The sequence below is a fragment of the Thioalkalivibrio nitratireducens DSM 14787 genome (assembly GCF_000321415.2).
Lineage (GTDB): Bacteria > Pseudomonadota > Gammaproteobacteria > Ectothiorhodospirales > Ectothiorhodospiraceae > Thioalkalivibrio > Thioalkalivibrio nitratireducens.
The window spans coordinates 3,786,611-3,800,785 of the sequence record NC_019902.2; the positions used below are offsets into that span (position 1 = coordinate 3,786,611).

A 14,175-nucleotide genomic window follows, 5' to 3' on the forward strand; every position below is an offset into this window, starting at 1 on the left:
TGGGGCGGCTACAGCGGTGCGGTCCGATCCCGGTCGAGAAGGCCTCGAATCACGCAGCCCGCGGCGGTCAGACCGAACAGCGCAGGCAGGTGGGAGATCGTACCGTTCACCGACCGTGCTCTCCCCGGCACCGGACCGTCGATCGGGCGATGTTCGGTGCCCTTGCGCGGCTGTTCCAGCGAATACACTACCGGGTATTCGAGACTGGCACGCATCCGTTTCAGGCGTTTTCGCATCTGGCGAGCGAGCGGGCACATCCGCGTAGCGACCAGCGGTCCAACCCGGATCACCGTGGGATCGAGGCGACCACCCGCACCCATGCTGGAGATCACTTGCTGGCCGCGGGCCTGGCAGGCGGCCACGAGTGCTGCCTTGCAGGCAATGGAATCGATGCAGTCGATCACGTAGTCCGCATCCACGGGCACGTGATCCCGGATTCCATCCGGACGCAGAAACACGGTCGAGAACTGCACGTCGATCCCGGGATCGATGTCCGCGATCCGGGCCGCCATCACTTCGACCTTGGGGCGGTCCAGCGTCGAGCGCAGCGCCACCAGCTGCCGGTTCAGGTTCGATGGGGAGACCGCGTCGTGGTCCAGCAGCGTGATCCGCCCGATCCCGGCCCGGGCGATGGCCTCGGCCGCGTAGCTGCCGACGCCGCCCAGTCCCGCGATAAAGACGTGACTGCGCCGCAGCGCCGCGAGTCCGTCCGCGCCCACGAGCAGCCGGGTGCGCTCGGCGTAAGGTCCCTCCGGATCGATCACGCCGAGGCCGCTGCCGGCATGGGCAGATGCAGAATGCGGCGTGCGTTGGCACTGCTCAGGCGGGCGATCTCGTCAACGGACACGCGCCGCAATCCGGCGACACAGTCCGCGATCTCCGGCAGGAACGCCGGTTCGTTGCGTTCGCCGCGGTGGCTCACGGAAGGCTGGTCCGGGGCATCGGTCTCGAGCACCAGCGCCGTCTCGGGCAACTCGGCGACCAGCCGCCGGAGCCGTTTGGCGCGGGGATAGGTGACCGGGCCGCCGAAGCCGAGGCAGAACCCCTGGCCGAGCGCCTGGTCGGCCTGCTGGCGGCTGCCCGAAAAGCTATGGATGATCCCGGACAGGCCCGGCCGGACACGCAGCGCCTTCAGCACCTGGTCGAGCGCGCGCCGGGCATGGATGATCACCGGCAACCCGTGGTTCAGGGCCACGTCCAGCTGCGCATGGAACAGTTCCCTCTGCCGCTCCCAGGTCGCGCCGGTGGCGATGTCGGCCACGAAGCCGTCGAGGCCGATCTCGCCGACTGCAACCGCCGGGTGGTCATCCAGCCAACGGTCCAGGGCTTCGACATCGTGATCCGCGTGCGTGGACACGAACACCGGGTGCAGCCCGTAGGCGGGGAACAGGTCGGTATGCGCATTTGCCAGCGCGTCCAGACCGGGCCAATAGCCGCGGGTAATCGCCGGCAGCACAAGGGCCGCCACGCCGGCGGCCCGGGCCCGTGCTAACGTGGCGTCTCGATCCGCGTCGAATGCCTCGACATCAAGGTGCACGTGCGTGTCGATCAGAGGTAGCGGAACCCGGTTCATTCGGGAATTCTACCTTGAGCGGGGACGAGGATCAGCGCGCCGCGCGGGTCCGACGGTCAGCGGTGGCTTGAAACCTCCGCCGCGGGGGCCGTATCCCATTGACGCTCGGCCTCCGGGACCCGGAGCAGCCACATCTGGTACAGCGATGTGAAGATCATCACGGTCGACGCCACCGAGTAGCCGAATCCACCGAACATGACGAGCCACCCGAAGCCGGGCTGCCACTTGGTCAGCCACCACGCAGCGACATCCATGATCAGGAACGCGAACGGCGCGACGATCAGCAGCGATTTGAAGATCGGATCGAAACCCCGCGCAAACGCGAAAATCAGGCCGACGCCAAAGAACAGCATGCTGATGCCGAACAGGTGGATATGCGACACGCGGGTCAGGCTGGCCACCGTGGGGCCGGTATCGATCTCTGCGCGTTCCTGCAGGTTTGCGAGATGATTGTAGTCCGCGATCCCGGGCATCGTGGAATGACACGCGACACAGTACTGCTGGACGATCGGCTGGATCGTCGGCTCCCAGTCGCTCGCCGGGGCACCCCGGCGAGCCCAGTCGATCAGGATCTGGCGCTCCTCGTCGGGCGCATACCCCTTCATGGAACCGTTCAGCGCCGACTCGAGGCGAGTGTTGGTACGGTTTCCGTGGTAGCTGTAGACGATGTCATCGATCGACAGCCCAGGCTTTCCGTCGGCCATCCCGTGGGTGAGCATAATCTGGGCGCCTGCGATCAACAGCCCCACGCCGATGGCGAGCAGGTAGCCAGTGAACAGTACCCGGACCGGAAGCGGTAGCCGGGGCAGATCGGGGAACGGGATCGAATTCATGAAGCGTCCTTTTCCGTATGGGTGACGGGGCTATTGTATAAGCACTCCGCCATATTCGGAGATGCAAATTTTCAGCCAAACGGACGCGATTCCTTTCGGTTTATACGGTATTTTTCATGATTACCCGAACATGCGGCCGGCGCGGCACCGGCGCCCGGGGACAAGGCCGGGCGTGAAGCGCAGCCCCCAGGCCGGCGCCGGCACGGAGAATCAGTTGTCTTTCGCGCCCTGGGCGACCCAGTCGCGCAGCAGGGCGATCTCCGAGGCAGGCAGCGGATGGCGCTCGTGCGGCATCGAGATGGACGGATCGGCACGGCCTTCCACCAGCTGGTTGAGCACGCTGATCAGCGGCTCACCCGGTTCGACCACCGGTCCGTAGCGGGTCCCTTTCATCAGGCTCTCGTAACTGGCGAGTTCGAGACCGCTTTCCTCGTAGCCGCGCTCCCCGGGCGTGTGACATTCCACGCAGCGGTTGTCGAGAATCGGCTGCACCTGTGCACTGAAACTCACCACCGGGTCGCTGCAGCCGACCATCGTCGCGCCCGCCAGCATCAGGCCGGCCGCCGCCAGGCCGAGACGCAGCGCGCTGGGCATCGGGTTCGGTGTCTTGCTTTCCATCGACTTGCCTCTCTGCAGAATGGGGATCGAGTGCCGGCCCGAAGTCAGAACCAACCGTTGAATATTAGTCCCAGCTAATAGGATGGGCAAGAGGAACGCGCAGTCGCCTGGCGCCGTCAGGGGCAGGGATAGGTGAACCGGGCGTGGATCTCTTCGATACCGGCGAGCACCGCATGGTCCAGGGTCAGGTCGACGCTCGCAATGTTTTCCGCCAGCTGCCCAACGCTCGTGGCCCCGACTAGGTTGCTGGTCACGAAGGGCTGGTGGTTGATGAATGCCAGCGCCATCTGCGCGGGCGTCAGCCCGTGCGCCCGCGCCAGCGCCGCGTACTCTTCAGTGGCGGCAATTCCCTGAGGATTACTGTAGCGCGAAAAGCGTTCGAACCGGGTCAGCCGCGCACCGGCTGGCCGTACCGACCCGAGATACTTGCCCGTCAGTGTTCCGAAGGCCAGCGGCGAGTAGGCAAGCAGGCCGACCCGTTCGCGGATCGCCATTTCCGCCAGCCCGGCCTCGAAACTTCGGTTCAGCAGATTGTAGGGGTTCTGGATGCTGGCCACCCGGGGCGCGGTGCCCTGCTCCGACGCGCGCAGCCATTGCATCAGGCCCCAGGGCGTCTCGTTGGAGATCCCGATCGCGCGCACGCGCCCGCGCCGGACGAAATCTTCCAGCACGGCGGCCATCTCGGCGATCCCGGTTGCGGCTTCTTCGGACTGGTGCCGATATCCCAGTTGGCCGAAGAAGTTGGTGCTGCGCGAAGGCCAATGCACCTGGTAGAGATCCACGTAGTCGGTCTGCAGGCGTTGCAGGCTGTCGTTCAGCGCCCGCTCCATCTGATCGCGCACCAGCTGCGGGCCGCCGCGCAACCAGGGGATGTCGGCGGGCCCGGCGACCTTGGTGGCCAACACCATCCGGTCACGGCAGCCGCGGGCCTGCAGCCAGCGCCCGATGTACGTCTCGGTCCGCCCCTGAGTCTCCGCCCGCGGGGGTACCGGGTACATCTCCGCGGCGTCGATCAGGTTCACGCCCTGCTCGAGCGCATAATCGAGCTGCTCGAAGGCCTCGGCCTCGGTGTTCTGTTCGCCCCAGGTCATCGTGCCCAGCCCGATCAGGCTGACCTCGATCCCGGCGTTTCCGAGCGTTCGGTATTGCATTGCGGATCCCTCGACGTCAGGTTCAGGTGAACAGGGTCAGCACTCCGGTGTAGCCATACAGGCGATTGGCGAAGATCTCGCCGTTGGCAAAGAACCCAACCAGCGGCACTTCGCCCAGCGCGTCCTGGACGATCGCGAGTTCCGCGCCCTCGTCGCCGAACTGGTAGCGCCCCCGACCGAGGCAACTCACGTAGACGCCGCCGCGGATCGCGTTGCCGGACTGTGCGCGGATCTCTGCCAGCATGCGCTCCAGATCCTCGCGCGCCGCCTGCCCGTCGCGGCGGACGAACAGGATGTTGCTGCCCTGGCTGAGCATTTCGCCGACAGCGAGCAGATCCCGGTCCAGATCGATGCCGATGATGTTGCGCACGCGGTAGTCGCCGGTATCCGAGCCGCTGATCGGCAGACCGATGTGGATGTACCCCAGCGCACGACGCAGATCCCGGGACAGCACGTCGCCGATCACTTCACGGAAGACCGGCAGCGCCGGACGGTCATCCAGTTTCACGATGATATTGCGCCAGGTCTCGCTCAACCGGTACTGTCGGGGCAGCGGGGAACAGCCCTGGGTGTGCCGGGCCGCCAGGGGAACCGAGCCCCGAAGGGCCAGGCCGGAGACCCCGCCGCTGACCACCTCTCCAGCAAACTGCACCACTTCTCCCTGCCCCGATCCCACCCCTCCAGTGCAGAACCAGGCGGTCTCGCGATCGACCCGGGTCAACAGATCCTCCAGGCCCGTAAAGCCCGGGTCGGCATGCAGGATCAGGCGCCCGGGGTCGTCCAGACCCAGAAACCCCTGCAAGCGCTCGCACAAAGCCTCGAAGGACTGTACACCCGGACCGATCACCCGTACTTCGTGCTGAGGCAGTTCCCCCACCATCGCCACCGCGGTGGGGCTCTCGTAGTATTCACGCCGGTTGGCGATCAGCGCGACGCCCGCAGCACCCACCCACTGGTGCACGCCCGTGGCGTCGCGAAGGGCGGCCAGCAGTTCTGTGCCGTGGCGCGCCATCGAGTCCGAGACGTACAGCAGCCCGATTCGGGTTCCGGAATCGGGCGCCGGCAGCGCGAGCGCGTCGGCCAGGGACCGGGCCAGCACGGCCGGCTCGCTCGCAGTCGCTGCAGCGGCTCGAAAGGGGGAGGAAGCGATCATCCGGTCGGGTGCTCCAGCATGGTGGGTACCTCGTTGTCATCCATAGCGATACCGGCAAGGGTTTCGATGCGCCCCGGCCCGCGCAGGAAGCGCAGCCAGGCGTGGTGGCGTTCTTCCAGTTCATCGAGGAACCAGGCGATCTCGGAGGGGTGCACCGGTCCGACCCGCCGGTGAAGGTGCCGGACGCGTGCGTCGCGTTCGCGGATCCGCAGCAGCAGCGGCAACCCCAGCGGCAGTACCTGCCCCTGCGCCAGCCACTCGATCGGAGTCGGCCGCAGGGCCGGCAGCCGGCGCGAGCCCAGCCGCAGATGACCACCGCCGCCCGGCTGCCGCAACTGCTCCTTCAGCCAGCCCCGGGGGAACCCCCGGTGCACGATCAATGTGTGCCCGGCAAATCGCGCACGCACCCACTCGAGTTGCCGGGCGGGCCAGTCATGGAGCAATCCGAACAACCGGCGATCTCCGGTGATGCCTTGCCCTGGATCCTAAACGAGCATTCGCGCCTCCGAAAAAAAGCCCCGCTGGTGCGGGGCTTCGGAGCGATCAGCCGCGGCGGTCGAGGATGTCGTGGATGATCGGGGCCAGGATGATCTCCATCGCCAGACCCATCTTGCCACCCGGCACGACCAGCGTGTTCGGCCGCGACATGAAGGAGTCGTGCACCATGTTCAGCAGGTAGGGAAAATCGGTTCCCAACTTCTTCGGATCCCGGAACCGGATCACCACCAGGCTCTCGTCGGGTGTCGGGATATCGCGGGCGATGAACGGATTAGAGGTATCCACCGTCGGTACGCGCTGGAAGTTGATGTCGGTCTGGGAGAACTGCGGAGTGATGTACTTCACGTAATCCGGCATGCGCCGCAGGATGGTGTCGACGATCGCCTCGGCGCTGTAGCCGCGCTCCTCGTTGTCGCGGAAGATCTTCTGGATCCATTCCAGGTTCACGATCGGCACGACGCCGATCCCGAGGTCGACATGACGAGCAACGTCGACTTCACCATCCGCGGCCAGACCGTGCAGGCCTTCGTAAAACATCAGGTCGGTGCCCGGCTCGATCTCCTCCCAGGGGGTGAACTGGCCGGGACCCAGATCGGTACCGAGGCGCTGGTTGTGATAGGCCGCCTCCTCGTCGGAGTGCAGGTAGTAGCGCTTCTGGCCCTGGCCGGTCTCGCCATAGGTACGGAACAGCTCCTCGATGCGTCCGAACAGGTTCGCCTCCGGCCCGAAATGCGAGAAGTGCCGGTTGCCCTCGGCCTCCGCAGCCTGCATCGCGGACTTCATTGCCTGACGGTCGTAGCGATGGAAGCTGTCGCCCTCGATCACGACCGGCCGGATGTGTTCGCGTTCGAAGATCTTCTCGAACGAACGCTTCACGGTGGAGGTGCCGGCACCCGAGGATCCAGTGACGGCGATGACGGGATGTTTCTGCGACATGAGTCTCTCCTCGATAGGATGGTTGCAAAGGATACCTAGAAAACGATGTTGAGCATTACCAGCGCCACGACCATGAACAGCAGCGTCATGATGCTGCCGGCCCTGAGATAGTCCTTCACTCGGTAGCCGCCCGGGCCCATGATCAGCGCGTTCACCTGGTGCGTCGGAATCAGAAAGGAGTTCGAGGTGGCGATCGCCACTGTCAGCGCGAACACCCGCGGATCCGCTTCCATGCCCGCGACCTGGGCGGCCATCGCGAAGTTGATCGACAGCGGCACCAGCAGCACGGTCGCGCCCACATTCGACATCACCAGCGTGAAAAAAGTGGCCAAGGCGAAGATCGTCGCCTGGAGCACCCAGGGGGAGACCTGCCCGAGCAGATCCAGCGTGTTCTGCGCAATCCAGGCCGCGGTACCGGTATTTTCGACGGCCGCACCCAGCGGGATCAGACTGGCCAGCAGGAACACTGTCTTCCAGCTCACCGCGCGGTAGGCGTCGTCGATGTCGAGCACGCCGGTCAGAATCATCCCGAGCGCGCCGGTCAGCAGCGATACCGACAGCGGCAGGTCGGTGAACAGAATCATGCCCAGCGCGAGCGCGAGGAAAGCAAGCGCGTGCGGCACCTTGCTGGGACGCAGCTGCTCCCGGGGGTAGTCGCTGGTCACGATCACGAAGTCACGGTTGCCCTCCAGGCGGGCCAGGGACTCCCAGTCGCAGTGCACCACCAGGGTATCGGCGCCGCGCAAGGGCACGTCACGCAGGCCTTCCCGGATCGGCTCCTCGCCCCGCTGCAGCCGCAGCACGGACAAGCCGTAGGTGCGGCGCATCGCGACGTCGGTCACGGTCTTGCCGATCAGACTGGAACCCGGGGCGATGACCACCTCGGCCACCCCGGACTTGCCCGGGGCCATCGCATCCGCGAACACCTTCAGCTCGCGCCGCGGGCGGATCCCGGTCGCATCCAGGAACCGGCCCAGTGCCTCCGGGGAGCCGAGCACGGCCAGATCCTGACCCGCCTCGAGTTCATATCCGCTCCAGGGGCCCATGCGCAGGTCGCCCTTCAGGTGACTGCCGATGATCACGATGCCGAAGCGCTGTTCGATCTCGGCCACGGTCAACCCGACCAGGTCGCAGTCGCTCGCGACGTTGGCCTCGCGGATCTGGTAGTTCAGCCCATAGACCCGCTGAAAATACTCTGCCGTATTCTCGCCGCTGCTGCCCTTGGTATCCGCCGACGGAAGCACGAAACGCCCGAACACCACGAAGTACACGATCGCAGACGCCAGCAGCGCGAGCCCGATCGGCGTTACGTCGAACAGATGGAAGGGTTCCATGCCCTCCGGCAACAGGTCGTTCAGCAGGATCAGCGGGCTGGAACCGACCAGCGTGATCGTGCCGCCGACGATCGCGGCAAAGCCCATCGGCATCAGCAAACGCGACAGCGGGATCCCCAACCGGTTGGAGATCCGGCTCATGACCGGCATGAACAGCGCGGCGGCACCAACGTTCTGCATGAAGCTCGAGATCACGCCCACGGTGCCGGATACAGTCGGGATGATCCGCTGCTCCGTAGCCCCCCCCACCCGCATGATGAATGCCGCGACGCGGTGCATCACTCCGGTCTTGTCCAGGCCCGCACCGATGATCATCACCGCGATGATCGAGATCACGGCATTGGAGGCGAACCCGGCGAACAGCTGGTCGGCGTCGGTAATGCCCCCGAGCCCGGGCACCAGACTCAGCAGCCCCAGCAGAACCATCACCGACACCGCAGCGACATCCACTCGCACGACCTCGGACACGAACAGGAAGATCGTGAACGCAAGCAGGGCAAGCACCACGATCATGTCCGTGGTCAGGGTGAGATTCTCCATGACGTTTCCTGGCGTTCGGGAGGCCCGCGACCGCGACCGGTGGCCTCGGGCAACGCGACCGCTGCGGCCGCGGAAACGGGAAATTATTTCATTACTGGGGGTGCGAAGCAAAGACACAGCCCCGAGCGAGCGCCCGCCAGCACCCCACCCGAAGCGATTGCGGACCTCGGAGCGAGTGCCGATCCGCCTGGGCTCAGGTATTCTCGTGAGATTCCGTGGAACTGAGGAGTCGCGTGATGATGCAAGAACTTTCCCCCGTTGGCCGGTTCCAGACCATCGTGCTGGCCACCGATGGTTCCGAATACAGCGCGGCGGCCGAAACAGCCGCGGTGGACATGACCCGACACTGCGAAGCGCAACTCCTGGTGACCCGGGTCGTGCTGACCAATCCGGAATACGAGGCGCTGGTGCCCGACCGCGTGCAGCAGGCCGAGACAGAGGCCCAGAAACAGATCGATGCACTCGCGGGCAAGGCTCGCGCCGACGGGATACACGTCGAGACGATCCTGCGGCACGGCGCCGACCCCTACCACGAAGTGGTGCGAGTCGCCGACGAAAAGCATGCCGACGTGATCGTGATCGGCCGACGCGCCCGCAGCGACCTCGCCCGGCTGATGGTCGGCGATTCGACCGCCAAGGTCATCGGGCTGGCCTCGTGCAGCGTGCTGGTCGTGCCCCGCGGAACGCAGATGCCCGAACAGCGCATTCTGGTCGCCACCGACGGATCCCGGCTCGGCGACGCCGCCGCCTACTCGGCGGTGCGCCTGGCCAGGCGCTGCAACCTGCCGCTGACGGTGGTCACGGTAGCGCCGCCCGATGGCACGAAAGAACAACGGACCGAGGCGGACGCCGCACTGGAACGCGTGCGCAAAGCGGCCGAGACGGAAGGGATCGGCATCGAGGCCCTGCGCGAGGAAGGGCGCCGGCCGGACGAAGTGATCACCGATGTGGCGACGCGCCGCAACGCGGACCTGATCGTGGTGGGAAGCCATGGCCGCACCGGGCTCTCCCGGTTGCTGATGGGCAGCGTCTCGGAACGCGTAATCGGCAACGCCCGATCCCCGGTGCTGGTAGTCAAGGCCTCCGCCTGAGGCCCGCCCGCGGCCTCGCCTCGATGCGCGGGGATCAGCCCCTGCGCCTGAACAGGAAGTCGTGGACCCGGTGGCCCAAACGCAGGCCGCGGCGCTCGAACCGGGTCTCGGGCCGCCGCTCCGGCCGCGCGGGCAGCGGCTGCGGACCTTCCGGCCGGAACCCGCCGTCCTCGACACCCATCACGGCCTGGACGTGGGCCGCGTAATCGTCCCAGTCGGTGGCGATATGCAGCAGCCCGTCGGGGCGCAGGCGCGAAGCGAGCAGCCGCACGAAATCCGGCTGGATCAACCGGCGCTTGTGGTGCCGCTTCTTGTGCCAGGGATCCGGGAAGAAAATCTGAACCGCGTCCAGGCTCGCGGGAAGGATACAGCGCTCGAGCACTTCGACCGCGTCCCGGTCGAAAATGCGGATGTTCTCCAGCCCCCGGCGTTCCATCTCGACCAGGAGATGGCCGACCCCCGGCCGGTGCACTTCGATCCCGATGAAGTCCTGCTCCGGTGCCTGCTCTGCCTGCCGTGCGAGGCTCTCGCCGCTGCCGAAACCGATCTCCAGCGTGACCCGAGCGCAGCGCCCGAACAGCGCCGCGCGATCGAATGGCGCGTCGCCCGGGTCGACACCGTACCGCGGCCAGAGGGTCTCCAGCGCACGGGCCTGACCGGTGGTGAGGCGACCCTCGCGACACACGAAGCTGCGCACCCGCCGGCGCTCGACAGCGAGCCGATCGGAGGCCGGTCCCGTCATCGGTTCAGGTAAAAAAGTAGCCGGTTTCCGGTGACGACGCGCTGGCATGGCGCCGCGGCGCCATGCGCCCGGCCAGGAAGGCCTCGCGCCCGGCGATGATCGCGTGTTTCATCGCTCCCGCCATGCGCACCGGATCACGGGCCGCCGCGATCGCGGTGTTCATCAGCACGCCGTCGCAGCCCAGTTCCATCGCGATCGCGGCGTCCGACGCGGTGCCGACACCGGCGTCCACCAGCACCGGGACCCCCGCCTGTTCGACGATCTCGCGGATGTTGTAGCGGTTCTGGATGCCGAGACCGGAACCGATCGGCGCCGCCAGCGGCATCACCGCCTTGCAGCCGGCCTGCTCCAGGCGGCGTGCCAGCAGCGGATCGTCGGTGGTGTACACCATCACGTCGAACCCCTCGGCCACCAGGATCTCCGCGGCCTTCAGCGTCTCGAAGCTATCCGGATAAAGGGTCTTCGGATCACCCAGCACCTCGAGCTTCACCAGGCTGTGACCGTCCAGCAGCTCCCGGGCGAGGCGGCAGGTGCGGATCGCTTCGTCGGCGCTGTAGCAGCCGGCGGTGTTCGGCAGCAGCGTGTACCGATCCGGCGGCACCGCTTCGAGCAGGTTCGGCTCGCCCGGAGTCTGGCCGATGTTGGTACGGCGGATCGCGACGGTCACGATCTCCGCACCGCTGGCCTCGATGGCCAGCCGGGTCTGCTCCAGATCCCGGTACTTGCCAGTGCCGACCAACAAGCGGGAGACAAAGGTTCGATCGCCGACCCGGAAGGTGTCGGCAGCGTCGGTTGCAGCAACAGCGGTCATGCGGATCCCTGCGTTGATGGTTCTGGGCCGGGCTGCGGCCCGGCGGTGACGGGGCGGATCATCCGCCCCCGATGGCCTGTACGATCTCGACACGGTCCTCCGGCGACAGCCGGAACGTCGCATGCTCGCCTCGCGGGACGAGTTCGCCGTTCACCTCCACGGCCAACCGGCGCCCGGCCAGATCCAGCAGGGCCAGCAACTGACCGAGCGTCGCCGCGCCGGAATCCGCCGGCGGTGCGAACGTATAGGGCTCGCCGTTCAGGATGATCTGCATGGTGCAACCCGTTTGCGCGTTGAGCGTCGGACATCGAGCGCATACAATAGCGGGCCGACGCGGGTGTAGCTCAATGGTAGAGCCTCTGCTTCCCAAGCAGATGACGAGGGTTCGATTCCCTTCACCCGCTCCATCTCTCGGTTCACCTGCGCACCCATGCGCGAATTCTACCACCTGCCCCCCGTCCTCGCGATCGACCGCGCGGACTGTTTGCGCATGCCTTGCGCGCCCTGGGCGACCCCTTAATACGAACTAGACTTTGTCTAACCTGCTGGTATATGCTCCTGCCATGAGCGTGTCACAGAACAGCGTGGAGCGTCTTCCGCGGGAGCAGGCCGTCGACCTGCTCGACCGCCACGGCATCTCCCCCACCGAGCAGCGAATCGAAATCGCGTCGCTGTTGTTCGCGCGTCATCAGCACCTCAGTGCCGAACAGATTCTCGCCCAGCTCAGCCGGCAGGCCAGCCGCGTGTCCAAAGCCACGGTCTACAACACCCTAAAGCTGTTCGCCGAAAACGGCCTGGTGCGCGAGGTGATCATCGACCCCGCAAAGCGCTTCTACGACTCGAACCTGGATCCGCACCACCACCTCTTTTACACGGATACCGGCCGGCTCGAGGACGTGCCTCCGGCCCAGGTCGATGTAGCCGGCCTCCCGACCCTGGCGAATGGGCTCGAGATCGTGGGCGTGGACGTGGTCATCCGGGTCGCTCCGCGCAAACCATCCTGACGCGGCAACGTTGTTGTCAGGCCGTACGCTCGGCTATCATTCGCTCCTCGCCGACGTAGCTCAGCTGGTAGAGCAGCCGATTCGTAATCGGCAGGTCCGCAGTTCGATTCTGCGCGTCGGCACCATAGAACAAACACTTAGGCCACCGGACAAGGTGGCCTTTTTTGTTTCCGATGTCCGTGTAGCCACTGTGTAGCCGATTTTCGTCTACATGCGCTTCCGCGTAGCCAGATACCGGGAGAGCCAAGCCAGCGCCCTAGACCGGCGCGAGTCCCGCGCCCCCAACGAAAAACCCCGGCACAGCGGCCGGGGCCGGTAGGGTCGGCGGGGCTGGCGGCAACCGGTCACTCAGGCCGGTCTCGCAGGATGAAGGAACGCCCAACAATCGTTGCCAGCGCCGCTACTGCCAGTCGCTCGATCGCTCGAGGTTCAACGCCCGCAGCCGGGACAGGATCTCCGGGTCCGGCATGTCGGGCGTGTAATCCGTCCACCCATAGGCCGCAGCCACCGCTTCGTCCAGACCCCGGTGCGCGTGATCCAGCCAAGTCGGCCGCTGGTTGTACCAGTTGGTCAGGGTGCGCTTCTTCAGGTGGGCTTCATGCGCCAGTTTCGAGACAATCCGATCCGAATAGCCCGGCACGACCTCCGGCACCCGATCGACCCACTCGGGCAAGTTCAGCCGGTTCGTGCGCAGCGTGCTGACGCCGAGAGAGCCCCCTGCGCACGCGGGGCGCGCTTCACGGCCCTGACCGGGCAGTCACAGATCATCCGGGTGTGGCTGCTTATGGATCCAGAACAACCCAGGGTCCGTGGCCATTATCAAGAAAATCCTCATCCACGTTCACATGCAAGAGCCCACGAAGAAAGCAGACAGTGGCTGCCCGCTTGTGCCATCCAGAGATGATCGCGGGAAACGCGATCCGACAGAGTGCTCAGAGGCTCCGCTTTGACGTGCGACCCGTAACGAAAACAGCGTTCTTCGGCGGAACCCTTTCCAAGCTCTGGGATGCGCCTGGACGAGGCCTGGTTGACTCGCCACCTGGCGGCAGACTAGAAAGGTAGCCAGTCACCCCTTGGCGAGATACGCGATGGAGAATCTGTTGGAGCGTATCACGGTCAATCCGGACATCTTCGGCGGCAAGCCGATCATCCGTGGGCACCGACTCGCGGTCGAGCACGTGCTGGGCATGCTGGCGGCGGGCGACACCCCGGAGGCCATCCTTGGCGCCTACCCCTGGCTCGAGTGGGAAGACATCCGTGCCTGCCTGACCTATGCACACCGGATGGTCGAGCATGAGCGTGTGGAGCCCTTCATTGCGCGGACCGCCGCTTGAGGTTTCTGCTCGATTCCTGCGTTGCTGGCCAGTTGAAACAGGCCTTGACGGCTGCAGGGCACGACGTGGAATGGTGTGGAGACTGGCCGCAAGATCCTGGCGACGGTGCTGTTCTCGCGTACGCGCACAAGCAACGCCGCGTCTTGCTGCCCCTCGACAAGGATTTCGGGGAACTCGCGATACTGAAGGGTGCTCCTCACGCCGGTATCCTGCGCTTGTCTGGCCTGAGCCTGTCGGAACATGCCTCATCGACGCTGGCCGTGCTTGACCGTCATGGCGAGGAACTGGAGCAAGGCGCACTGATCACCGTGACTCCGGGCCGACTGCGCATTCGTCATCCGCGTTGACCTCGTTGCCTGGGAACGAGACGCTGCCCCAAGCCGCTCCGGGGTTGCCTCCTCAAGCCAGTCCGGTGCGGTCGTGCTGCGCGCATTCTTTGCTGCCCGCCCCTGCCACGGGCTGCGTTGAGCGCCGCGGTCAAATCCGCGGCGGTGCTGCCGGCTCCCCGGCGCTGCAGCAGCTTCAGTAGCTCCCATTGCCGCGTGAGGGTCCGACGG

17 protein-coding genes and 2 tRNA genes are annotated in these 14,175 nt (G+C 65.9%); 6 read left to right on the top strand and 13 right to left on the bottom strand.

Translation table 11 applies throughout. The annotated features are described in order from the left end of the window. Window positions 1-8: 8 nt before the first annotated feature. The 9 genes from TVNIR_RS17280 to TVNIR_RS17320 form a co-directional block, all read right to left on the bottom strand. Window positions 9-764: a tRNA threonylcarbamoyladenosine dehydratase gene (locus TVNIR_RS17280; RefSeq protein WP_015260368.1), complete on the bottom strand. Its 756-nt coding sequence runs from the start codon at window positions 762-764 to the stop codon at window positions 9-11. Then, window positions 761-1,573 carry a TatD family hydrolase gene (locus TVNIR_RS17285; protein ID WP_015260369.1) on the bottom strand — a complete coding sequence of 271 codons (813 nt, stop codon included), beginning with the start codon at window positions 1,571-1,573 and terminating at the stop codon, window positions 761-763. Before TVNIR_RS17285 ends, TVNIR_RS17280 begins: the two co-directional genes overlap by 4 nt. A 56-nt stretch (window positions 1,574-1,629) precedes the next feature. Then, window positions 1,630-2,406, bottom strand: a complete 777-nt coding sequence (locus TVNIR_RS17290) for a hypothetical protein (RefSeq protein ID WP_015260370.1) — start codon at window positions 2,404-2,406, stop codon at window positions 1,630-1,632. 210 nt (window positions 2,407-2,616) lie between these two features. Beyond that, entirely contained in the window at window positions 2,617-3,024 is a 408-nt protein-coding gene (locus TVNIR_RS17295; protein WP_015260371.1) for a c-type cytochrome domain-containing protein, read from the bottom strand. Between the two features lie 116 nt (window positions 3,025-3,140). After that, on the bottom strand, window positions 3,141-4,175 hold the full coding sequence (locus tag TVNIR_RS17300) for an NADP(H)-dependent aldo-keto reductase (RefSeq protein WP_015260372.1): 1,035 nt from the start codon (window positions 4,173-4,175) through the stop codon (window positions 3,141-3,143). A 22-nt stretch (window positions 4,176-4,197) separates the two neighbouring features. Continuing rightward, on the bottom strand, window positions 4,198-5,328 hold the full coding sequence (locus TVNIR_RS17305; protein ID WP_015260373.1) for an FIST signal transduction protein: 1,131 nt from the start codon (window positions 5,326-5,328) through the stop codon (window positions 4,198-4,200). After that, window positions 5,325-5,780, bottom strand: coding sequence for a hypothetical protein (locus TVNIR_RS17310; protein ID WP_015260374.1), 456 nt, complete (start codon window positions 5,778-5,780; stop codon window positions 5,325-5,327). The genes TVNIR_RS17305 and TVNIR_RS17310 overlap by 4 nt, the downstream gene beginning before the upstream one ends. A 91-nt stretch (window positions 5,781-5,871) precedes the next feature. Beyond that, window positions 5,872-6,762 (bottom strand): phosphoribulokinase, encoded by an 891-nt coding sequence (locus TVNIR_RS17315; protein ID WP_015260375.1) that lies wholly within the window; start codon window positions 6,760-6,762, stop codon window positions 5,872-5,874. A 35-nt stretch (window positions 6,763-6,797) separates the two neighbouring features. Next, window positions 6,798-8,636, bottom strand: a complete 1,839-nt coding sequence (locus TVNIR_RS17320; RefSeq protein WP_015260376.1) for an SLC13 family permease — start codon at window positions 8,634-8,636, stop codon at window positions 6,798-6,800. Window positions 8,637-8,872: 236 nt separating this feature from the next. Here TVNIR_RS17320 and TVNIR_RS17325 point away from each other — a divergent pair, with 236 nt between their 5' ends. After that, window positions 8,873-9,727, top strand: a complete 855-nt coding sequence (locus TVNIR_RS17325) for a universal stress protein (protein ID WP_015260378.1) — start codon at window positions 8,873-8,875, stop codon at window positions 9,725-9,727. A gap of 34 nt (window positions 9,728-9,761) precedes the next feature. Here the strand turns inward: TVNIR_RS17325 and trmB are convergent, their stop codons facing one another. The 3 genes from trmB to thiS are packed head-to-tail and all read right to left on the bottom strand — an operon-like array spanning window position 9,762 to window position 11,554. After that, complete coding sequence (trmB, locus tag TVNIR_RS17330; RefSeq protein WP_015260379.1) at window positions 9,762-10,469, bottom strand: tRNA (guanosine(46)-N7)-methyltransferase TrmB; 708 nt, start codon at window positions 10,467-10,469, stop codon at window positions 9,762-9,764. 4 nt (window positions 10,470-10,473) lie between these two features. Beyond that, window positions 10,474-11,280: a thiazole synthase gene (locus TVNIR_RS17335; protein WP_015260380.1), complete on the bottom strand. Its 807-nt coding sequence runs from the start codon at window positions 11,278-11,280 to the stop codon at window positions 10,474-10,476. A gap of 58 nt (window positions 11,281-11,338) precedes the next feature. Continuing rightward, window positions 11,339-11,554 (bottom strand): sulfur carrier protein ThiS, encoded by a 216-nt coding sequence (gene thiS / locus TVNIR_RS17340; RefSeq protein ID WP_015260381.1) that lies wholly within the window; start codon window positions 11,552-11,554, stop codon window positions 11,339-11,341. A 59-nt stretch (window positions 11,555-11,613) separates the two neighbouring features. Between thiS and TVNIR_RS17345 the strand changes: the two genes are divergently transcribed. From TVNIR_RS17345 to TVNIR_RS17355, 3 genes are all read left to right on the top strand, one after another. Next, a tRNA-Gly gene (locus tag TVNIR_RS17345) sits at window positions 11,614-11,687 on the top strand. A 156-nt stretch (window positions 11,688-11,843) separates the two neighbouring features. Beyond that, on the top strand, window positions 11,844-12,284 hold the full coding sequence (locus TVNIR_RS17350) for a Fur family transcriptional regulator (protein ID WP_015260382.1): 441 nt from the start codon (window positions 11,844-11,846) through the stop codon (window positions 12,282-12,284). A 49-nt stretch (window positions 12,285-12,333) separates the two neighbouring features. Continuing rightward, window positions 12,334-12,409: transfer RNA gene (locus TVNIR_RS17355), tRNA-Thr, on the top strand. Window positions 12,410-12,684: 275 nt separating this feature from the next. On the opposite strand, the gene TVNIR_RS17360 is transcribed toward TVNIR_RS17355, so the two are convergent. Then, entirely contained in the window at window positions 12,685-12,957 is a 273-nt protein-coding gene (locus TVNIR_RS17360; protein WP_015260383.1) for a hypothetical protein, read from the bottom strand. A gap of 415 nt (window positions 12,958-13,372) precedes the next feature. On the opposite strand from TVNIR_RS17360, the gene TVNIR_RS17365 reads away from it, so the two are divergent. Together TVNIR_RS17365 and TVNIR_RS17370 are read left to right on the top strand one after the other, a co-directional pair. Then, window positions 13,373-13,618: a DUF433 domain-containing protein gene (locus TVNIR_RS17365; RefSeq protein WP_015260384.1), complete on the top strand. Its 246-nt coding sequence runs from the start codon at window positions 13,373-13,375 to the stop codon at window positions 13,616-13,618. Beyond that, window positions 13,615-13,965, top strand: coding sequence for a DUF5615 family PIN-like protein (locus TVNIR_RS17370; protein WP_043739906.1), 351 nt, complete (start codon window positions 13,615-13,617; stop codon window positions 13,963-13,965). The genes TVNIR_RS17365 and TVNIR_RS17370 overlap by 4 nt, the downstream gene beginning before the upstream one ends. Window positions 13,966-14,175: the final 210 nt, after the last annotated feature.